This window comes from Niallia sp. Kr1 (assembly GCF_050389805.1).
Taxonomy (GTDB): Bacteria; Bacillota; Bacilli; order Bacillales; family Cytobacillaceae; genus Bacillus_BD.
In genome coordinates this window covers 748786-769518 of record NZ_CP130945.1, presented here as the reverse complement: position 1 = coordinate 769518, position 20733 = coordinate 748786, and the positions used below count along the sequence as shown (strand labels likewise).

The 20733-nt window shown below is 37.0% G+C and carries 19 protein-coding genes; 5 read left to right on the top strand and 14 right to left on the bottom strand.

Annotated features, from left to right (window positions below; genetic code table 11):
- Positions 1–11: 11 nt before the first annotated feature.
- The 7 genes from Q5760_RS03750 to Q5760_RS03720 all read right to left on the bottom strand — a co-directional run bounded on the left by Q5760_RS03750 (position 12) and on the right by Q5760_RS03720 (position 9538).
- The gene (locus Q5760_RS03750) at positions 12–1829 is read right to left on the bottom strand and encodes an ABC transporter ATP-binding protein (RefSeq protein ID WP_428910910.1); all 1818 of its coding nucleotides are present in this window, start codon (positions 1827–1829) and stop codon (positions 12–14) included.
- A complete protein-coding gene (locus Q5760_RS03745; protein WP_428910909.1) occupies positions 1822–3585 on the bottom strand; it encodes an ABC transporter ATP-binding protein in 1764 nt (587 codons plus the stop codon). Before Q5760_RS03745 ends, Q5760_RS03750 begins: the two co-directional genes overlap by 8 nt.
- A gap of 102 nt (positions 3586–3687) precedes the next feature.
- The gene (locus Q5760_RS03740; RefSeq protein WP_428910908.1) at positions 3688–4101 is read right to left on the bottom strand and encodes a MarR family winged helix-turn-helix transcriptional regulator; all 414 of its coding nucleotides are present in this window, start codon (positions 4099–4101) and stop codon (positions 3688–3690) included.
- Between the two features lie 291 nt (positions 4102–4392).
- A complete protein-coding gene (locus tag Q5760_RS03735) occupies positions 4393–5316 on the bottom strand; it encodes a phytanoyl-CoA dioxygenase family protein (protein WP_428910907.1) in 924 nt (307 codons plus the stop codon).
- 765 nt (positions 5317–6081) lie between these two features.
- Positions 6082–7020, bottom strand: coding sequence for a substrate-binding domain-containing protein (locus tag Q5760_RS03730; protein WP_428910906.1), 939 nt, complete (start codon positions 7018–7020; stop codon positions 6082–6084).
- Positions 7021–7035: 15 nt separating this feature from the next.
- A complete protein-coding gene (locus tag Q5760_RS03725; RefSeq protein WP_428910905.1) occupies positions 7036–8031 on the bottom strand; it encodes an ABC transporter permease in 996 nt (331 codons plus the stop codon).
- A 16-nt stretch (positions 8032–8047) separates the two neighbouring features.
- On the bottom strand, positions 8048–9538 hold the full coding sequence (locus tag Q5760_RS03720) for a sugar ABC transporter ATP-binding protein (RefSeq protein WP_428910904.1): 1491 nt from the start codon (positions 9536–9538) through the stop codon (positions 8048–8050).
- A gap of 500 nt (positions 9539–10038) precedes the next feature.
- Here Q5760_RS03720 and Q5760_RS03715 point away from each other — a divergent pair, with 500 nt between their 5' ends.
- Positions 10039–10896: an AraC family transcriptional regulator gene (locus tag Q5760_RS03715; protein ID WP_428910903.1), complete on the top strand. Its 858-nt coding sequence runs from the start codon at positions 10039–10041 to the stop codon at positions 10894–10896.
- 70 nt (positions 10897–10966) lie between these two features.
- Here the strand turns inward: Q5760_RS03715 and Q5760_RS03710 are convergent, their stop codons facing one another.
- The 3 genes from Q5760_RS03710 to Q5760_RS03700 all read right to left on the bottom strand — a co-directional run bounded on the left by Q5760_RS03710 (position 10967) and on the right by Q5760_RS03700 (position 15096).
- Positions 10967–11746, bottom strand: coding sequence for a Cof-type HAD-IIB family hydrolase (locus Q5760_RS03710; protein WP_428910902.1), 780 nt, complete (start codon positions 11744–11746; stop codon positions 10967–10969).
- A 925-nt stretch (positions 11747–12671) separates the two neighbouring features.
- Positions 12672–13523, bottom strand: a complete 852-nt coding sequence (locus tag Q5760_RS03705; protein WP_428910901.1) for a tyrosine-type recombinase/integrase — start codon at positions 13521–13523, stop codon at positions 12672–12674.
- Positions 13524–13677: 154 nt separating this feature from the next.
- The gene (locus Q5760_RS03700; protein WP_428910900.1) at positions 13678–15096 is read right to left on the bottom strand and encodes an amino acid permease; all 1419 of its coding nucleotides are present in this window, start codon (positions 15094–15096) and stop codon (positions 13678–13680) included.
- Between the two features lie 167 nt (positions 15097–15263).
- Between Q5760_RS03700 and Q5760_RS03695 the strand changes: the two genes are divergently transcribed.
- On the top strand, positions 15264–16163 hold the full coding sequence (locus Q5760_RS03695; protein WP_428910899.1) for a cupin domain-containing protein: 900 nt from the start codon (positions 15264–15266) through the stop codon (positions 16161–16163).
- A 69-nt stretch (positions 16164–16232) separates the two neighbouring features.
- Here the strand turns inward: Q5760_RS03695 and Q5760_RS03690 are convergent, their stop codons facing one another.
- From Q5760_RS03690 to Q5760_RS03680, 3 genes are all read right to left on the bottom strand, one after another.
- A complete protein-coding gene (locus Q5760_RS03690) occupies positions 16233–16520 on the bottom strand; it encodes a hypothetical protein (protein ID WP_428910898.1) in 288 nt (95 codons plus the stop codon).
- A 132-nt stretch (positions 16521–16652) separates the two neighbouring features.
- Positions 16653–17369: an AAA family ATPase gene (locus tag Q5760_RS03685; protein WP_428910897.1), complete on the bottom strand. Its 717-nt coding sequence runs from the start codon at positions 17367–17369 to the stop codon at positions 16653–16655.
- A gap of 95 nt (positions 17370–17464) precedes the next feature.
- The gene (locus tag Q5760_RS03680; protein ID WP_428910896.1) at positions 17465–17797 is read right to left on the bottom strand and encodes a hypothetical protein; all 333 of its coding nucleotides are present in this window, start codon (positions 17795–17797) and stop codon (positions 17465–17467) included.
- Positions 17798–17844: 47 nt separating this feature from the next.
- Between Q5760_RS03680 and Q5760_RS03675 the strand changes: the two genes are divergently transcribed.
- Complete coding sequence (locus tag Q5760_RS03675; protein ID WP_428910895.1) at positions 17845–18054, top strand: TetR-like C-terminal domain-containing protein; 210 nt, start codon at positions 17845–17847, stop codon at positions 18052–18054.
- Positions 18055–18357: 303 nt separating this feature from the next.
- Complete coding sequence (gene sstT, locus Q5760_RS03670; RefSeq protein ID WP_428910894.1) at positions 18358–19602, top strand: serine/threonine transporter SstT; 1245 nt, start codon at positions 18358–18360, stop codon at positions 19600–19602.
- A gap of 57 nt (positions 19603–19659) precedes the next feature.
- Here the strand turns inward: sstT and Q5760_RS03665 are convergent, their stop codons facing one another.
- On the bottom strand, positions 19660–20157 hold the full coding sequence (locus Q5760_RS03665; RefSeq protein WP_428910893.1) for a CarD family transcriptional regulator: 498 nt from the start codon (positions 20155–20157) through the stop codon (positions 19660–19662).
- Positions 20158–20291: 134 nt separating this feature from the next.
- Here Q5760_RS03665 and Q5760_RS03660 point away from each other — a divergent pair, with 134 nt between their 5' ends.
- Positions 20292–20729, top strand: coding sequence for a MarR family winged helix-turn-helix transcriptional regulator (locus Q5760_RS03660; protein WP_428910892.1), 438 nt, complete (start codon positions 20292–20294; stop codon positions 20727–20729).
- The last annotated feature ends 4 nt before the right edge of the window (positions 20730–20733 follow it).

The following is a 20733-nucleotide window of genomic DNA, read 5'->3' as shown; positions in this document are numbered from 1 at the left end:
ACATTACCTATTTATGAGGCATTTTCAAATTGACTATTATATAATTCAGCATAGAATCCGTCTTTTGATAGTAATTCTTCATGATTACCGGTTTCGATGATATCCCCATCTTTCATGACAAGGATCAAGTCTGCGTTCTTAATCGTAGATAATCGATGGGCTATCACAAACGACGTTTTACCAATAGTTAATTTGTCCATAGCCTGCTGGATCAATAATTCTGTTCGAGTATCAACGGAGCTTGTGGCTTCATCTAAAATTAATAACGGAGCATTATCGATCATCGCTCGTGCTATCGTAATTAATTGTTTCTGACCTGTGGATAAATTAGCATGATCATCTAGCATCGTATCATATCCATTAGGCAGCGTCTGGATAAAATGATGCAACCCGACCGCCTTACACGCTTTTTCCACTTCTTCTTCAGTCACATTTTCATTTGAAAAAACGATATTCTCTCGAATGGAGCCTTCAAACAGCCATGTATCTTGTAGCACCATACAGAATAATTCATGGACATTTTCGCGAGTTAACCTACTAATTGGAGTGCCGTCAATTGTAATTTCTCCACTATTTAACTCATAAAAGCGCATCAATAAATTCACTAACGTGGTTTTACCTGCACCTGTTGGACCTACAATCGCTACCTTTTGACCCGCCTTGGCTTTTGCATTAAAGTTTTTAATAATAAGCCGATCTTCATTATAACCAAACTGAACATTCTTAAATTCTACTTCCCCTTTTACATTCTCTAACCGGACTGACTTTTCGCTTTCATCTTCTAATTCTTTTTCTGCTAAAAATTCAAATACCCGTTCACTAGCAGCTGCGGTTGATTGTAAATTGGTTGCTGCCTGTGCAAGTTGGGATAGCGGCTGCGTGAATAGGCGAATATAAACCATAAATGCCACAATGGTACCGATTGTAATGCTTCCATTTGTGACAAGTATGGCCCCCACGACGCAGATGGCCACATAGCCAAAATTACCGATAAACTGCATGACAGGCATCATCAGCCCTGACATGAACTGCGATTTCCACGCATTTTCATAAAGTCTCTGATTCATTCCATGAAAAACATCTTTCGCGTCTTTCTCACCGTTATAAACCTTCACAACATGATGACCAGAGTACACTTCTTCAATATGCCCATTGATCAATCCTAACTCTTTTTGTTGGGCACCAAAATATTTTTGCGAGTGTTTCATGATAAAGGTCATTAACGAAAAACCAACCATAGTGGTCAAAATTCCAGTAAGCGCCATAATCCAGTTTGTATAGAACATCATAATTATCGCACCGACAAAGGTGGCAACCGAGGTAACGAGCATACCAAGGCTGTTATTTAACGTTTGACCGATGGTGTCGACATCATTGGTGACACGACTAAGGACGTTCCCGTAACTTGTTGAATCAAAATATTTTAAAGGAATTTTATTTATTTTTATTGAAATATCCTTGCGCATTTTTTTCGTAATTCGCTGTGTAACCGTCGCCATGATAAAACCTTGAATATAGTTGAATAATAGACCGGACCCATATAGAACGGCTAAAAGAATCCCCACTCTTTTTACTCCATCTAAATCAACTTCAGCCATCATGCCTTCTTGAATGATGTCTGTAATTTTACTCAATTGATCCGGACCAATGACATTTAAAGCAGCACCAGCAAATGCAAGCACCAAAGCAATCACAATAACAGGAAGGTAGCTCCGACAGTATGCTAAAAGTTGTTTCATCGTTTTGCTGAAATCATTTGCCTTTTGAGCAGGTACCATTCCATGTGGACCCTGATGTTGAGTAGATACTTTTTCTTCCTGTTTACCCATTTGCTAGCTCCTCCTTCGAAAGCTGGGAATAGGCAATTTCTTGATACGTTTGACAGCTTTCCATTAATTCATCATGTGTACCGTTACCGACCACTTCCCCGTCCTCTAAAACGAGAATCCGATCGGCATCTTTAATGGTACCAATCCGTTGTGCAACGATAAAGGTTGTTGCATCCTTTGTTTCTTTTTTCAGTGCTGAACGCAAAATACGATCTGTTTTATAATCAAGAGCCGAGAAGGAGTCATCAAAAATGTAGATCTCTGGTTGACGAAATATCGCACGAGCTATTGATAGTCTTTGCTTTTGCCCACCTGAAACATTACTTCCTCCTTGAGATATATGTGCTTCATACTGTCCTTCCATTTTTTCAACAAACTCGGTCCCTTGTGCTATTTCGATTGCTTTTTTAATCCTATTTTCAGATACTTTGCCTCTACTTTGATCACCGTAGGCTACATTAGTTTCGACGGTTCCACTAAACAAAACAGCCTTCTGAGGAACATATCCAATTTTGCTATGCAATGCTTCCTGTGAATAATCCTTTACATTTACCCCATCTATCAAAACCTCCCCTTCCGTTACGTCATAAAAACGAGGAATCAAGTTGATTACACTTGTTTTTCCGCTACCTGTTGAGCCAATAAAAGCAACGGTTTCACCTTTTTTTGCTTTAAAATTAATATTGTGTAAGATTGGTGCCTCTGCATCTGGATATTTAAAGCTGACATGACGAAATTCTACTTCACCCACTACATCCTTTTTACCATTCGTTGCGGTGCCGTCCATAATTGTCGACCTCGTTTCCAGTACCTCTAACACACGCTTAGCGGAAACTGCTGCTCTAGGCATCATAATGAATATCATACTGACCATCATAAAAGCCATGACTACTTGTACCGCATAAGAAGAGAAAACAACCATATCTGAAAACAATCCAATCCGAGCTGATAGGTCCGCTTCATTGATTAAATACGCTCCAATCCAATAAATCGCTACGCTAAGCCCCGACATGATGAACGTCATTCCCGGTCCAAAAATGGCTAGCATTCGATTGGCAAAAAGATTGGTTTTCGTTAAGTCATCATTGGCCTTTTCAAACTTCTCCTCTTGGTACCTCTCTGAATTATATGCCCGTATCACACGCAATCCTGAAAGATGTTCCCGAGTTACCCGATTTAAATTATCAGTCAAGCGCTGGATACTTTGGAACTTTGGCATGACTAAAAGAATAATAGCAGAGAGCATCACTACCAGTACTGCTACCGCGCCTCCAGTTGCGGCCGTCCACTGCCAGCTTTTCCCGGAGATTTTCAAAATCGCCCAAACCGCTAAAATCGGGGCTTTAATAATTAACTGCATTCCCATCGCAACAATCATTTGAATTTGTGTGATATCATTTGTAGATCGAGTAATTAAACTGGAGGTTGAAAAACCATTCATTTCTTCCATCGAGAACGATAACGTTTTATCGAATACCATTCCTCGTAAGCGCATGGATAATCCAGCTGCTACTTTTGCGGCAAAAAAACCAACGATAACCGCAGCCACCATACTTCCAATCGCGCATAACAGCATGAATAGTCCGGGAATCATGAGTTCCGAGCTTTTTGTCCCTTCCGTTTGAATTAATGTCGTAATCTCAGCCATGTAATCCGGTAATTTCAAATCTAACCAAACCTGTATCACAATAAAAACAACACTAAAGAGAACGAATAACCACTCATTCCTTTTTAAATACTTGAAAATTTTCAGCATACTATTTCCCCTTTACACCTATATGCTTTCGGCAACTTATCTTACAGTGTAAGATATATGTTCAAAATGTAAGCAGTCCAATGGAGCTGCGTCATTTAGAAATTAAGATATGATTTTTTTTACTAAACGGACAAATTCAACTACTTCCTTCTCATCCAGTTTCTTAAGAGCCTTCGTCATACGTTCAATCCCTTGATGCTGCTTATCGAGAACCAGCCTTTTCCCTTCCTCTGTGATAAAAACATTCACTCTACGCTTATCCTCTGGGTCTGTTCGCCGAATAATCAATTCTTTCTTCTCCAGACTTTTGAGTGCTGTGGCGATCCGCCCAGTACTAACGGATAATCCGTCACTTAAATCCCCAGAAGTGATCCCATCTTTATTAAAACTTAAAAAAACAAGAATCCCCATTTCCCCTCGTGTAAATTCTCTTGGTTCTTCCATCGGGATTTTAGGGCATCTTGCCATGCTATCAAATAAATCCTCTGCCAATTGTTTATAATCCAAGAAGTCCACCTCTTTATTTATCTTATACTGTAAGATATTAATTTATTTACAGTGGATCTGTCAAGCAGAACGAAGGGGTGAGCGCTTCATTTCCATTAAAAATAGACCTCTGTTTTGGAGAGGTCTAATCTCATATTATTGTAGGATTAAAAAAGACTGCATTCCTAACGAAAGCAGCTTTTTTATCGTTCTATTTAGATATTGGGTGAATTAATAGGTAAATAGAGTTATTCACTTTATTAATAGATGGGACGAATTTCTTTCGGCATTAAATTTCTATCGATAAATAAATAGGGGTTTCTACCATTTTTTCAATCCTAATAATTTTTCCCCTAATTCAGTTAGTTCAGCTGTAGAGTATTTCTCCTGTTCCCAATTACGAGGATCTCCCGGGAAAGCATCTCCTTTTGGCGTAATTCGATCTCTCCAAGAAGCAATTCGTTCCTCGCGAAGTAGTTCGTTGTCCTCTTGAGCTGGAAACATAGAAATATATTGTGCAATTCTCGGTTTATCAGAGTGGTTTGGACGAATTCCATGCGGCTGCATAGAATTAAAAATTAATAAGTCCCCTGCTTTTTGAATGATTTTTGTTGGCTCATAACCAGTCGTGTCTGGATGATAAGGGTCCCGATCCTTAGGTTGGGTTTTTACCCATTCTGGAAAGTCACGATATAATTCTGGGATACACTGGAATCCTCCCATATCTGCCGTCGTATCTACCAATGATAAAATCCCCTGGACGTTTTGTGGAAGTGGATCTTGGCTCGTATCAATATCCCAATGAATAAAGCCAGCAGATCCATTATTCGGCATATTTAAGTTACAACGATCAATTGTAACCCAAAGTTTTTTCGTTCCCCAAATGTCCACAAAAGCATCATAAACACGCTGATACATTCGGTTATCCCATAAATATTGATGATTATATAATTCTACCATTCCTGTCCCTTGGAGTTCTTTCATTTTCATTTCAGTTCGCGGCGCAGCATTCCAAGTAGAAGGATCATTAGGATTTTTTTCCTCAAACTCCCAAATCAGATCTCGTAGACGGTCAGTATGGCCTTGAGGAACAGCATTCCGAATAATCACATATCCATTTTCCTTCCAAAACTTCCAATCCTCTTCACTTAGTACACGTAGGGGTTCATTATTTGGTCGATTATTAAGTGATTGGGTGATTTTCAGTGCATCATGATTCCCCTTGTTTTTTACTTCTGTATTCATACATTCATACTCCCTTTCTTATATTTTTCAGCATTTCGAAAAGGCTTACAATTTTACAAAAAAATATTTTAATAAACCAGTTTTAAGGAAAGAAAAATCCCCATTCACTTTTACCTTTTATAATTTTCTGGTTATTTAAATAATAATATTTACACAGTTTTTATACAATTAACTATGGTGCTGAGTTTACAAAAAAACTATAATATATTGCTCTAAATAATATCCAGGATAGCTACTACAATATTCAATTGGTTATTCTGTTGCAGGTTTTAAAAACTGCACTAAAAAAAACATATGTATAATTCATAATGAATCACTTGTTTAGATTCCATTCCCTAAATAAGAAAATACAACTATATATAGATATGAAATAAAAAAAGCTCCTTTCGCAATGAAAGCAGCCCTATTTAAAGTAACTATCACATATTAGGGGTGGCTAATAGGATAATTAACTTTCTAAAGAATATATGAATTGTTGGTTGTCTTTATATAAGTGAGGACAAGATATAGATTAATCTAAGTTAGACGATACTAATATACTATTTAGTAGTTACTAAAACTATTAACAAATGTGCTAAGATAGCTAATGAAAATATACTATATTGCTGTTTATTAAAAGTATGCACTTAAAACTTACTTAATAGCTCAATAAAAAAGACTTCCAAAGTAGTTGACCACTCTAGGTATCGTTCTAAGAAAACTTTTTTCTTTCCCAAAAAACGCTACCTTTCCCTTTTTAATTAGGATCGGTAGCCCGTTAAAAAATTACTTTATTAATTCAAATGGAACCTCATAATTTTTTTCAACTTCTTCGCCTTTTGCAGCCTTTATAGCCACTTCAACTGCTTTTTTCCCTTGCTCTTCAGCATTTTGGAAGATCGTTGCAACCATCTCCCCATCCTTTACTGCTTTTTGTGCATCGTCAATTCCATCAATACCAACGATTGGAATTTTAATGTTTTTATCTTTTAATGCATTTAATGCACCAAGAGCCATTTCATCATTTTGCCCGATAACGGCATCAATCTTATCACCATATTTTTGAATCCAGTTTTCCATTAAACTCATCGCTTCAGAGCGAGACCAGTTGGCTGTTTGCTCATCCAGAACCTTAATATCCGGGTATTTTTCCAACACTTCGTAAATCCCTTCACGTCTTTCAATTTGGGCAGAGATTCCAATTGGTCCTTCAAATATAACGACGTTTCCTTTCCCATCTAGTGCTTCTGCAATTTCTTCGGCAGCCATTCTTCCACCTTCCACATCAGGAGAACCTACGTAAGAGGTTAGCTTTTCAGCCGTTAAAGAAGCAGTAACACCGATAACCGGGGTTCCTGAGTCCACGATTTGATTAACAGTACTATTTAAGGCTTCTGCATCAAGTGCGTTTACTACAATCGCATCTACATTTTGATTTTTTAATGTATCAAGCTGTGTAATAACTGTATTAATATCATAATTCCCGTCCATTACGACTAAATCAACACCTTGATCCTCTGCTGCTTTTTCCATGGCATCACCAAGTTTTGCAATGTATTCGGTTTCTAAACCAGAGGCTTGAAAGCCAATTGTAATCTTCTCATCATCACTACCTTGGTCACCGCTAGTTTCTGAGGCACCTGAACTACATCCTGCAATGATCATCATGGTTGAAGCTAGAATCAACCCTTTCATTGCAAATCTTCCTAATACCTTCTTTTTCATACCAAATTCCCCCTCTTAAGCTCTTTTTCTATCTAACATAACAGCAAGGACAATAATCGCCCCTTTTACTACTTGTTGCCAATAAGATGATACTCCTAAAAGATCCAAACCATTATTAATGACGCCAATGATTAATGCACCAATAATGGAACCCCAAAGTCTACCTTTTCCACCATTTAAACTGGTTCCACCAATCACAACTGCTGCAATCGCATCCAGTTCATATGCTGTTCCGGCTTGTGGTAGACCTGCAGAGACACGAGAAGTAAGTATTATTCCTGCTAATCCTGCAAGTAAACCCATGATGCTGTACACCCAAATTAACGAACGTTCTACTTTAATACCTGAAATTCTGGCGGCATTTTCACTGCCTCCAATCGCATATACATAACGACCAAATCTAGTTTGGTAAAGAATAATACTAAATAAGATAAAAACTGCTATTGTAATCCAAACGGCTATTGGAATTGCTAAGAACTTGGCTCCACCAATTAATAGGAATGGTTCACTCAAGTTAGAAATTGGCCGTCCATCACCGTAAATAAAGGTAAATCCCCTAGCAATAGCCATCATACCTAATGTTACAATGAATGGAGTCACTTTAAATTTTGCAATCACTACACCATTTATAAACCCTAATAAAAGACCTGATCCTAATCCTAAAAAAATTGCAAAAACGATATTATTTTCTCCACCTGTAACAAATGAGGCAGCAACAATCCCAGAAAAGGCCAATATTGATCCGACCGATAAATCGATCCCTTTTGTTAAAATGACATAGGTCATTCCAATGGCCAAAATAGCGTTAATCGAAACTTGACGTAGAAGGTTAATAATATTTTCGGTATTCAAAAAACTCGGCGTTAAAAGAGAAATAGTAATTACGATTACAAGTAATGCCCACACTACTCCAAATTCCGAAAAAGATTGTTTGAGTTTATTTAATCCATTTGAATTCATCTTTTTTCCAGTATCCATTTGAACTTTTGTATCAAAATTTGCATTCGTCATTTCATTCACCTCCAGTTTAATAACTTGTTGCTAAACTTAAAATTTTTTCTTGAGTTGCTTCTTCTCTTTTTAATTCTCCCTTTAAAGCCCCTTCTTGAAATACGAGCACACGGTCACTCATTCCCAAAACTTCTGGCATTTCAGAGGAAATCATTATAATGGAAAGACCGTCTTTTACTAATTCAGACATTAATTGATAGATTTCCTTCTTTGCCCCAATATCTATACCTCTAGTTGGTTCGTCTAAAATTAAAATATCTGGTTTCATCAATAACCATTTAGCGAGGACTACTTTCTGTTGATTTCCTCCACTTAAACTTTCTACCTTTTGCTCCGAAGAGTTTGCTTTAATTTTCAATCTGCCATATAAGTCTAATACCTTTTTCTTTTCTTGTTTCTTTTTTATAAAACCCATGGATGTAAGTTTCTTTAAAAAAGACATTGAAATATTTTTTGAGATAGATAACGGAAGAAACAGACCTTCATCCTTCCTATCTTCAGTAACAAACGCAATTTTCTTATTGATCGCATCCAATGGTGAATGAATTTGGACTTTTTCACCTTTTATAAAAATTTCTCCCTTATCGAGTTTACGAACTCCAAAAATCGCTTCAGCAATCTCGGTTCTCCCTGCCCCCATTAATCCAGTTAATCCAAGAATTTCCCCTTCTTTTAAATCAAAACTTACATCATTAAATGCTCCATTAGAGGTCAGACCTCGAACGCTCAGTACATGGTTGTCTATCTGTGGAATATCCAGTTTTGGGTATATTTCTGTCAATTCACGGCCAACCATCAACTTAATGAGCGAGTCATACTCTAATTCTATCGCTGGTTTTGTCGTAATATAATAACCATCTCTAAAAATCGTAATTTCATCTGAGATTCTATAAATCTCGTCCATTTTATGAGATATATAGATGATCGATTTTCCTTTGCTTTTTAATAGATCAATAAACTCAAACAGTCTTTCAACTTCTCTGTTCGAAATAGCAGATGTTGGTTCATCCATGATGATGACTTTTGAGTCGTAGGATAAGGCCTTTACAATTTCTACTAGTTGCATACCTGCAACACTTAAAGACTTCATCTTTGTTCTAGGATTAATGGTTATATTAAGTTCCCTTAATAATATTTCAGCATCCTCATAAAGCTTTTTATAGTTAACGAGATTGGCTTTATTGACTGGCTCTCTTCCTAGAAAGATATTCTCTCCCACTGTCATTTCCATAACAGGACTAAGTTCCTGGTGAATCATTGCGATTCCATGATTTAAGGCATCCTGTGGATTGTTCAGGGAAATCTTTTTCTCATCTAAGAAGATCTCACCATGATCTTGTTTGTGAATTCCAGCAAGAATTTTCATTAAAGTAGATTTACCAGCACCATTTTCACCCATCAAAGCGTGAACGGTTCCCTTTTGTATTTTTAATGAAACACCGTGTAATACTTCAATACCATAAAAGGATTTTGAAATGTTCTTCATTTCAACTAAAATATTGTCCACTCATGTCACCCCTTGTAACCGTTTTCTATCCAAACTCCTCATCCTCTTCCCTTAATTCCTTTTAGTTGAACATTAAATTAAGGATGGGGTAAATTCGAGAATATTATTTTTCCTAGGATCTGTAGCTCTTCCTAACTATATTTTTTAAATGTCAGCGTTTACCTTTATTTACTTTTCGTATAATTTAGATTATTTAAATAATACTATTAAGATAGAATTAAATATATTAATTATCGTGCTATATTCTTTAAAAAACTATAGTATCTTGCTGTTTGGTATTGTTATGTGGGATCCATTGAAACAACACTAGCTCTGTTTTCCTACTTTTCACACATAAGGGCTCTTAAATTCATTTAAAAAACAAGATTTTTATTATAATATTATTACTAAAGTGAGATTCAAAATATTGTTTCATTTCATTAGCATCTTGCTTTTGATTTAAAAGAAAACTTAACTATCGTGCTATCAAGGGCTCATAAATTTAGGGGAGGAGAATGTTTATGGATACCACTAGTTATTTTGAACAACCATTAAAATTTAATAAGCTGCCAGTACTTGCCTATGCTGGGCAAGTCAGTAAGAATCCAAACTGGAATTTTCCTAGTCATAAGCATGATAATTTTTGTGAAATTATTTATATCCGTGACGGGGAAGGAACATTTGTGATTAATAATGTTCGGTATACAGCAAAAGAAGGAGATATACTTATTTATAACCCTGGAATTATCCATGAGGAATACTCAAATCCTTCTAATCCGCTCGAGACTTACTTTTGCGGTATTTCAGATGTCTCCATTGATTCATTAAATCAGCTTTGTATTATTCCCCATAAATATGAACCAGTGATTCGAAAAAATAAATATTCAGAACTAATCGAAACTTATTTTTCAACGATCTTGGAAGAATCTTCTCTGCGAGATCCTAACTACCAACTGATTTGCCAAGGCTTACTTACTTCATCTATTGCTTTAATTCAAAGGGCCATTAAATCCCAAATTGTTAAAAGTGATGGTCCCGATTCAAATCAACTAGCTTTTCGAATCAAAGAATACATTGACAAGAACTTTAAGAAAAATATAAAGCTTGAGGACATAGCAGATGAGTTCTTTGTCAATAAGTATTATTTATCTCATGTTTTTAAGGAACACATGCATATTTCACCAATTAACTACTTAATTAGCCGGCGTATGGGAGAAGCCAAAAATATGTTGGTTTCAACAGAACTAAAAGTAGGAGAAATTGCTAGAATTTTAGGTTATGACAATCCAAATTACTTTTCATTACTATTCAAAAAAACGACTGGTGAAACACCTCGACAATTTAAAGAAAATCATAAAAAGAATCTTTTTTATAATTAGGCTCTGCAAGGGAATATAAAAAGGACTTCTAACTGGAAGTCCTTTTCTATAAATACTATTGTTTTATTAATTACAGCAAGCCTACCATCTCAAGCCCGTACTGAATTCCATTATTATCTACTGATTTGGTCACATATTTTGCGACAGATTTGAGATGGTCTCCCGCATTTCCCATAGCCACACTGTTATAGATCGACGAGAGCATTTCTACATCATTTGGACCGTCACCGAATGCAAATTGTCTTTCTTTTGGGAACCCAAGCTTTTTAATAATCTGTTCGATTCCTTTTGCTTTGGAACCCCCCTTTGGTAAAACATCTACTGAAACAGGATGCCATCTGACAAAGTCAAAATCCTGATACTTCTCCTGATAATAGACTTCTTCTCCTTCAGCGCAAAATACCATCGATTGATACAATTCACGATCTTGATAGTATAGCGGGTCATGCGTAGGGAACTGCTCTATTTTTAAGGTGTTGATACTTTCATGAATATAGGGGTGCTCAGGTACATTTGCCTTCATATCTTCATGGTCCATAAAGAGAACAGGATGGTTATGGTTAAGAGCATCTTCTGTTAGTGTTTCAAGGGCAGGAATGTTTAGTGGGTTGGTATATAAAACTTCTCCATTTAGTACAACATATTGCCCGTTATAGCTAACATATGTATCAATATCTAATTCTGCACGTAAGTTTGCATACATAAATGGAGCACGCCCCGTTGCAATTGCCACAATATGCCCATTTTCTTTCAGTTTATAGATCGCTTCTTTTGTAGACTTGGGTAATTCCTTTTCATCATTTAACAACGTTCCATCTATATCAAAAAAAATGATACTTTGATCAGTCATTATATACCTTCTTTCTCATCTATGATGTCTTGACTTATTTTCTATTTTAATATTAATGATGAGTTTAAACTACAAGGAATGTCAACAACTTCAAATATAGTTTAGTTAGGCTCTAATTGAACTTTCCAAACGGACTTGGTTCTTGTTTGATCTCTTATTTTTGTCTGTTTGTGCGTTTCTATCGGACTCGATTACCGACTTTTCCCTTATTCTTGTCCGTTTGAGCTGCTCTATCGGACTCGATTACTGCTTCATCTCTTATTCTTGTCCGTTTGAACCGTTCTATCGGACCCAGTTACTGCTTCATCTTTTATTCTTGTCCGTTTGTGCCGCTCTATCGGACTCGATTACTGCTTCATCTCTTATTCTTGTCCGTTTGAACCGCTCTATCGGACTCGATTACTGCTTTATCTTTCTATCCTGTCCGTTTGAACCGCTCTATCGGACTCAATTACTGCTTCATCTCTTATTTTTGTCCGTTTAAACGGCTCTATCGGACTCAATTACTGCTTCATCTCTTATTTTTGTCCGTTTGAGCCGTTCTTTCGGACTCGGTTACTGCTTTATCTTTCTTTCCTGTCCGTTTGAACCGCTCTATCGGACTTGATTACCGCCTTTTCCCTTATTCTTGTCCGTTTGAGCCGTTCTATCGGACTCAGTTACTGCTTCATCTTTTATTCTTGTCCGTTTGAACCGCTCTATCGGACTCGATTACTGCTTCATCTCTTATTCTTGTCCGTTTGAGCCGCTCTATCGGACTCGATTACTGCTTCATCTCTTATTCTTGTCCGTTTGAGCGGTTCTATCGGACTCGGTTACTGCTTTATCTTCTATTCTTGTCCGTTTAAAGCCTTTATCAAGACTCTAGACAAAACCTTTTTCCATTCATATCCAAATATCGACCGGTCACGGACTCTGACTCACTTTACCCAATCATATCATTATTAAAGGCATGGTTAATAGCATCTTGTACTTTTTGGTTATTCATTTGTGCCTTTACATACCTTTTCGTTACATTGACATCTTTATGACCCGCTAAACGTGCGACCGTTTCTACATCGACTCCATTATCAATTAATCTTTGACAGAAGGTATGACGTAATTTTTGTGGGGTAACTTTATATTTTTTCACCATGTATTGCACGGCTCGTTCCGTTAATCGTTCTCCGGTTTGGCTGGATACAAATACCGCTTCATGTGGATGTGAATCCAGGTATGTTTGTAAATATTCTCTCACATCTTTGGAAAGAGGGATCACTCTAGTATCTTCACCTTTCTCAACGGTTAATTCATGATTTTCAAAATCAATATGGGATCGATCCAAATGACAAAGTTCAGATACTCGGATACCTGTATGAAGGAGGACGTAGACAATCGCAATATTGCGAGGATTGCCGTCTTCTTTAACCTCTTTCAATAATTGAGAGTATTCCATAGCTGATAATGTCTCAATATGATTATTTTTTTCAACAGGCTGCAGGTCTAACCCAAATGTTAGCTCGGGCTTCCCTAAGTATTTAGCAAAAGTCCTAATGACACCAACGGTTTTGTCAATCGTTGTTATACTTTTTTGCTGATCCTCTAAATAATCAATATAGGATTGGATGTCAACTTTTTTTAACAAGTTTATCCCTGTCCCTCTCCCTTGAAGCCACTCATGATATTTTTCCAATTCTCGTCTATACGTTTTAATCGTATTCGGGGATTTTTTCTGTTCATGTAACCAATCACAAAAATCTTTAATCAGCGGAATAGCTTCAATAGAATGTTTTTTCAATGTCGAAACCTCCAATTAGGATAATATCGTTTGAGAAGTACCTTCCACGAACTTACCTTTATTATAATGTTTCGACAATTAATTGCAACTAAAACATCAGAAATACAGAAACTGAAAAAGAGCCTTTCCAATGGAGAGGCTCTTACAGTTATTCTTATTCATCTTTATCATCATTCGATTCTTTAGCAAACTCTGTTTGAAAGGCAGGATCTAAACTTGTTCTTTTCCTAGCACCTGCTGGCATTCTAGATTTAATACGGTAATGCATAGCTAAATAAATTAGGCAAAAGAAAGCGATCATTACGAGTCCTGCTATTAATCCTACACTTTGTCCTGGGATAAAAGGCATACATAATAAAACGATAATCATGCTGATTAACGTAATCCAAGAGGTGTATGGGAAGCCAGGCATTTGACATTTACCATCTGGTGGACAGCCTTTTCTTTGCCGAAATCGTATATGAGAAGCCATAATAATGACATAGGTAAAGATTAGTGAAAACCCACCGGTTGCGACTAACACGAGGTAAACCCTTGGAAAAAATAACCCAAACCCCAGTCCGGCAAGGGTAGCCAATCCTGAAAACAAAATCCCCCGATATGGTACATCTCTTGTATCCTTCAACCACCTCGGCGCATATCCCTCATCTGTGAGCGATCGAAGCATTCTTCCTAATCCAAAAAGGGAGGCCAACATCGCTGATAAAATAGCTAAGATAAGAACCATATTTAGAGCCTCTCCAGCCCAGCCAATTCCCCATCTCTCAAGTGAGGCGACCATCGGACTGATATTTTCATTTAGCGATGCAGTGGGAATTAAAGGCAATAAGACTACTGCATATACCACATACAATCCAACGAGAGAAAAAACGGTATAACGGATCGCTTTTGGTATCGTTTCTTTTGGATTTTCTGCTTCGGATGCAGCCAATCCAATGATTTCAAAACCGGCATAGGCAAAAACAATGAGTAACATACTTCCTGCTAACCCACTAAACCCTTGAGGCATAAAAGGTTCATTGGCTAGTTCTCCTAGTCCAACGGGTCTTGCGTCTGGAAGTAAACCGAAAATTAAAACCAATGCCGTAATAATGAAGAAAATAATCGCCAAGATTTTTACTCCAGAAAGCCAACTTTGTAATGTCCCTAACTTATCGACTCCCAGTAAATTTACTAGGGTTACCGCTACGATGATCGTAGTCCCCACAATAGGGATTGAAAGATTAGGAAACCATCCTTTTAGGAGGATAGGAATGGCAGTTGCTTCACTTGACATAGATAGTACAAGTCCTGTCCAGTACAGCCACCCTACAACAAAACCTGCTCCAGGACCCAATTCCTGGGTCGCAAAGGTACTAAAAGATCCCGATGATGGGTTAGCAACTGTCATTTCCGAAAGAGCGTATAAGGTAAAAAAGACGAGCACGCCTGCCAAAATATAAGAGATGACGATGGAAGGTCCAGCGGCATGAATAGCTACTGACGAGCCCAGAAAAAAAGAACCTCCGACGACACTCCCTAACGCCATCAGCGCTAATTGCCACGCTGTCAATCCTTTACGTTTTGATTGCATATTCTTTCTCCTATACTCAAAATTTTTGTTATCAGATTTATTATTTTCTGTCACTTTGAAAAAGATTCAATAGAGAAAAACAATACGTTTATTTCTCACTAAAATAGGGAACAACCCCCTATCTTTTGGCATAGGATGACTCTGACGAAAAGGAAAGGATTGAGAAAATGAATCACTTACCTAGTTATCCATATTTTTATTATGCTCACACACCATCTTTTTATCGATCAAATGCAGGAACGATGCCTGACACGTTACTTGAAAGAATCAAGGGTGAGGCTGGTGCTATTAGATTGTTTAGTACTTTAGTTGAGCTGGCTCCAAATCAAGCTCAAAGAAATCGTTTATTGGAAGTATTAAAAGATGAACAAGAGCATTTGCAACAGTTAACAAACCAATATATCGGAATCACTGGAAGCCATCCATATTACGAAGTTGAAGAGGTCCCTTTCACTACATTTCTAGAAGGGATCCAAAGGGCTTTTGAATTGAAATGTAATCACTATGAAGAATATCGGAATGATTATTTATTTACACAGCCCTCACCGATTCGAGATCTCTTTTTGCTAAATTTCAATGATGAGGCCAAGCATGTTCAAGAATTAGAAAATTTACGATTAAGTCGAAATGAAGAAACTTCAGATTATGGGATGCAACCATTTGTAGTGAATATTGAGGAAGCGACGAAGCTAAACAACGCCTTTCGTAGGGCACTATGGACTGGGAGGCATTTCCAAGTTACATTAATGAGACTAAAAGTAGGAGAAGATATTGGATTAGAAATGCATCCAGATGTAGATCAATTTTTAAGAATTGAACAAGGACAAGGGATCGTCCAAATGGGAGATCGTGAAGATCAATTGAGTTTTCAAAGAGAGGTTTTTGACGACTATGCCATCATAATTCCTGCTGGTAAATGGCATAATTTAACGAATACTGGTAATGTTCCACTTAAACTTTATTCGATTTATGCACCACCAGAACACCCCTTTGGTACCGTGCATGAAACGAAAGCTGAAGCAATGGCTGCTCAGCATGCGCATCATGGAGGATCCTTTTCTTACTAAATATCTCGCTTTATAAAACTTATTTCCATGCAAAAGGGCACTGAGGATCAGTGCCCGAATGGTTTTATTTTAAAATACCAAAGACTCTCCAGCAGAAGCTTTCGCCTTGAATGCATCAAGTTCGCATACTTGTGCTAGAAGTTCATCTCCTCGTTGCGACAAGCTTGGGCAGTTTGGTTTGCCACAGCATGGGCAGCGACCTTCCATAACAGCGACAAGCATTACTTTTGTTTTATTATTTTCTTCTTTACAGAATAAACGTACATTGGATTGATGATGTCCAAAGTTGAGGACAAGCTGGTATGTACGTTTCTCCACATCTGGATTTTCAACTTTTGCATCTAACACTGTTAACATTTAATCACCTCTACCGAAATTACAGCGAAAAACAATTTTTCACTTAATGAACATTGTATAATAAGAAGCTGGTAAAATCATTGGAAACTTTTTATTAAAAAAGGAAAGTTAAATCCATCAAGGTTGAAAAACCTATTCATCCTCTAAAAGCTCTCTCAAAAACCGTTCACGGTTTTGTAAAAAATATTTCGTGATTTGATAATGGTCCGTCCTTTCATAATCAATTTCCTGAATCACACCACCATCAAAACTCAAGATCGTAGCTCCTGGATATCCGAGGAGAATGGGCGAGTGGGTCGCCAATATAAATTGACAGTCTTCCTCTGTTACTAAATCATGAATGATTCTCATAAAAGTTAACTGTCGCTGTGGTGATAATGCGGCCTCTGGTTCATCTAGCAAGTATAGAGCTCGTCCATTAAACCGATTTAAAAAAAGGGATAAAAAGGATTCACCATGAGATTGCTCATGCAAGGAGCGACCACCATAAGCCCCAGTGGCATCCACTTCATCAACATGTGAGGCAAATTGATGAAAAGACTCCGCTCTCATAAAAAAACCATTTGAAATCTTTGGCATCCATGATAAACGGATATATTCACCAAGATCTGATTGAGAAGCTGGTGTATCATAATAGTTATTTCGCCCACCACCTGCTGTATTAAATCCACACTGGGCTGCGATGGCTTCTAACAGAGTGGATTTCCCCGTTCCATTTTCCCCTACAAAAAAGGTTACCTTATTTGTAAGATTTAATTCATGAAGATTTTTGATACTAGGAATGGAAAATGGATATTGTTGAAAAGATGGAATTCGATCATGTTTTAGTTGTATTCTCTTTAAAAACATTGCACATCACCTACCTACTCAAACTCTCTCCATTATTACCAAGACTGAAGGAGAATCGGACATCAAAAGGCTCGGGCAACACCCCGCCCAAACTTTTATGAAAATAAATCCATCAAACGATCCCAAAAACCCTTTTCTTTCTCTTCTACTTTTGTTTCAGTTTCTCCTTTTTCCTTTAACGTGATCTCTGCTGTTTTCATCACAAATTGAACAGAATTGATCACTTCGTTATTTTTTGGGGAAACAAATGAAACAGGTTTAAATTCGGATTTATCAAATTCACTTATGAGTTTATCGATTTCCTCTTGCATTTGAGCAGGTAAATTATTCGTTGAGCTATACAAGGTATCTGTTCCGTCATGAAGCTCTAATACACCCGTTTTCAACTGACCTGTACCCTCTGACAATTCAACTATACCGGAATGCAATTGACCATAGCTATCAGCACGGGGATTCTACTTTTCAAAAAAGAGTCATGCACATTGTCCATGAAATCACCTTTAAAAAATGGATGTCCCTCACCCATAACGATGAGGAAATCTTTCAATATATTAGTATCTTTGTTGTGAGTGGAAGTATACAGGTGATCAGAAGCTGGCTTGATCAAGGAATGGATAAATCTCCACAAGAGATGGCAGTAATTATTAACAACTTTGCAAACAAGGGACTCTCCTTTTTGCGTTAGGCTCTATTAAACTTGGCTTTTCACTTCCATTTCAAAACCAATAAATAGTAGAAAAAATCAACATTAACCTTTAACACAGTTTTTCGTTAAAACAAGATAATCGTTATAAAATGAACCCCTGACTCGGTTTGAGCAGGGGTGTTTTGTTTAATTATTTGAATTATCGCAATTTTATATATCACGATAATAATTGTTCCATAACAGAGAGATTCATGATAAACTATTTCTACAAAAGTCCATTGGAGTAAAACAATTGTACATTCTAGATAAACTTCATAAGAAAAATCAGGGGGAAATATAATCATGAAAAGCTTATTACTCAAATGGAACCAAATTAGTCTGGTCAAACGAATTCTTGTTGGTCTTATTATTGGTATTTTATTAGCTGTAACCATTCCAGACTCAGCAGCGTGGATATCCATTTTTGGTTCGTTATTTGTTGGGGCCTTAAAGGCTGTAGCCCCATTACTAGTTTTATTCTTAGTTATGAGTGCGATCGCTAAACATAAAAGTGGGAAAAAGACAAATATAAAAACCATTGTCATCTTATATGCAATCGCTACTTTTTCTGCGGGGCTCATAGCCGTAATTGCCAGCTTTATTTTTCCAATTACACTCACTCTTACAACAGGGGCGGAGGATGTAGCTCCACCAAGTGGAATTGTAGAGGTACTTCAAACGATTCTTTTTAATCTGGTTGCCAATCCAGTCGACGCTCTCATCAACGCAAATTATATTGGAATCTTAGCGTGGGCATTAGTTCTTGGTGTTGCGTTAAAAAAGGCAGCAGATTCAACAAAAGATCTGATTTCCAATTTTTCAGATGCGATTACAGAAATCGTAAAATGGGTTATTAGTTTTGCACCAATTGGTATCATGGGACTTGTTTTTGATGCGATCTCAACAAGCGGGCTTTCCGCCTTACTTGACTATGGAACATTACTCTTGCTTTTACTTGGATGTTTCTTCTTTATTGCATTAGTCATAAATCCATTAATTGTCTATCTTTATATTCGTAAAAACCCATATCCACTTGTTTTTAAGACGTTAAGAGTTAGTGGTTTAACCGCGTTCTTTACACGTAGTTCGGCAGCAAATATTCCTGTTAATATGCGTTTATGTGAAGAATTAGGGTTAGATAAAAATACGTATTCTGTGTCCATTCCTTTAGGCGGAACAGTCAATATGGCAGGAGCAGCCGTTACCATTTCTATCTTAACTCTTGCAGCCGTTAATACGCTTGGAATTGAAGTTGATTTTGCTACTGCTCTTATCCTTTCAGTCTTATCTGCTGTATCTGCAGCTGGGGCTTCTGGCGTTTCAGGCGGATCGTTATTATTAATTCCACTTGCTTGTAGCTTATTTGGAATTTCAAATGATATTGCGATGCAAGTCGTAGGGGTTGGATTCATCATCGGAGTCCTTCAAGATTCTTTTGAAACAGCACTTAACTCATCTTCTGACGTACTGTTCACAGCAACAGCAGAATATGCTAGAAAGCGTAAAGAAGGTCAAGACTTTACCATTAATACAAAAAATGCAATATAATCTATAAAAAAGGGTGCCAGGCACCTTCCTTAAATTGGAAGATGCCTGGCACCTGTTTTATTTTACCTGTAACATTTCATTCACTCGTTGTTCGATCTCTTCGTAAGAGGTATCTAGGGATAGTGCTAGTTCATTAAATAATATATTTTGAGTGGTTTGAAGTAGTTTTCGATCTTGGTCATAGATTCTCTTTCCACCCATCTTTAATTCAGCATTTTTTCGAATCAAGGTGTTTACAATTTTAGCGATTTCATTACGATCTCCACTGTGAACGAGGTCTGCGTATTCTTTATTTCGTTGTCTAGAATCTTCTATCCATTCTATCCCAGGCTGATTAAACGTCTGTAAAACCATTTCTGCTTCTTCCCCATTCATGGTTCTAAGCATCAGCACTTTATCGTTATCAACTGGGGTGCTGATTTTTAAATTTGTATCAGCAAGAGGATGTAATATATAATAAGTCCTCGTAATACCTGCTATCGTTTGATCACAGATATCATCAATTTCACATAAACCATGTTCCGAATAGATAATCGTATCTCCAATATTAAACATTGCATGTCTCCCTATATGTTTGAATTATCATTCTAATTTTAATTATAGGTCAACCCCTTAACTTTTGTCAACTTAATTGACATTTCAACTTTCTTTATTATATCATTTTAAAAAAAGCGAAAGAAGTGAGTCGTTTGAACTCTAAATATCAGGATTTAGATTTAGTCGATCTTTTAAGTGAACGTCATTATCGACTTAGAAGCTTAACGGAAAAATTATGGAATGATCATAGCGATATTTATATTTCTAATTCTGAATGGTTTATTATGGCGAGAACGTATAAGCAGAAACCGACAATCGCATATGTATCGAAACATGTAGATATATCCCGGCAAGCCACACATAAATTTATTAAAAGCCTTGAAGCAAAAGGGCTTATTGAGGTTCAGAATGTAGAATCAAATAAGAAAGAAAAATGTTTGCGCTTAACCCCATTAGGTGAAGAATGTTATGAAAAAAATGAAGACTTAAAAGCAGATTTGGAAAAACAAATACGAGAAAAAATCGGGAATGAACACTATTCTCTTCTCAAAGAGATTCTCTCATTAGATTGGGGATTAGTAAACGAATAATCGG

Bases quoted from the DNA above. Each gene is read 5' to 3' on its own strand.
- Q5760_RS03700 (WP_428910900.1), bottom strand. From the start codon at position 15,096: ATGCAATCAAAACGTAAAGGATTGACAGCGTGGCAATTAGCGCTGATG.
- Q5760_RS03730 (WP_428910906.1), bottom strand. From the start codon at position 7,020: ATGAAAAAGAAGGTATTAGGAAGATTTGCAATGAAAGGGTTGATTCTA.
- Q5760_RS03675 (WP_428910895.1), top strand. From the start codon at position 17,845: ATGCACATTGTCCATGAAATCACCTTTAAAAAATGGATGTCCCTCACC.
- Q5760_RS03665 (WP_428910893.1), bottom strand. From the start codon at position 20,157: ATGTTTAATATTGGAGATACGATTATCTATTCGGAACATGGTTTATGT.
- Q5760_RS03690 (WP_428910898.1), bottom strand. From the start codon at position 16,520: ATGTTAACAGTGTTAGATGCAAAAGTTGAAAATCCAGATGTGGAGAAA.
- Q5760_RS03715 (WP_428910903.1), top strand. From the start codon at position 10,039: ATGGATACCACTAGTTATTTTGAACAACCATTAAAATTTAATAAGCTG.
- Q5760_RS03695 (WP_428910899.1), top strand. From the start codon at position 15,264: ATGAATCACTTACCTAGTTATCCATATTTTTATTATGCTCACACACCA.
- Q5760_RS03750 (WP_428910910.1), bottom strand. From the start codon at position 1,829: ATGGGTAAACAGGAAGAAAAAGTATCTACTCAACATCAGGGTCCACAT.
- sstT (WP_428910894.1), top strand. From the start codon at position 18,358: ATGAAAAGCTTATTACTCAAATGGAACCAAATTAGTCTGGTCAAACGA.
- Q5760_RS03725 (WP_428910905.1), bottom strand. From the start codon at position 8,031: ATGACGAATGCAAATTTTGATACAAAAGTTCAAATGGATACTGGAAAA.
- Q5760_RS03685 (WP_428910897.1), bottom strand. From the start codon at position 17,369: ATGTTTTTAAAGAGAATACAACTAAAACATGATCGAATTCCATCTTTT.
- Q5760_RS03745 (WP_428910909.1), bottom strand. From the start codon at position 3,585: ATGCTGAAAATTTTCAAGTATTTAAAAAGGAATGAGTGGTTATTCGTT.
- Q5760_RS03735 (WP_428910907.1), bottom strand. From the start codon at position 5,316: ATGAATACAGAAGTAAAAAACAAGGGGAATCATGATGCACTGAAAATC.
- Q5760_RS03710 (WP_428910902.1), bottom strand. From the start codon at position 11,746: ATGACTGATCAAAGTATCATTTTTTTTGATATAGATGGAACGTTGTTA.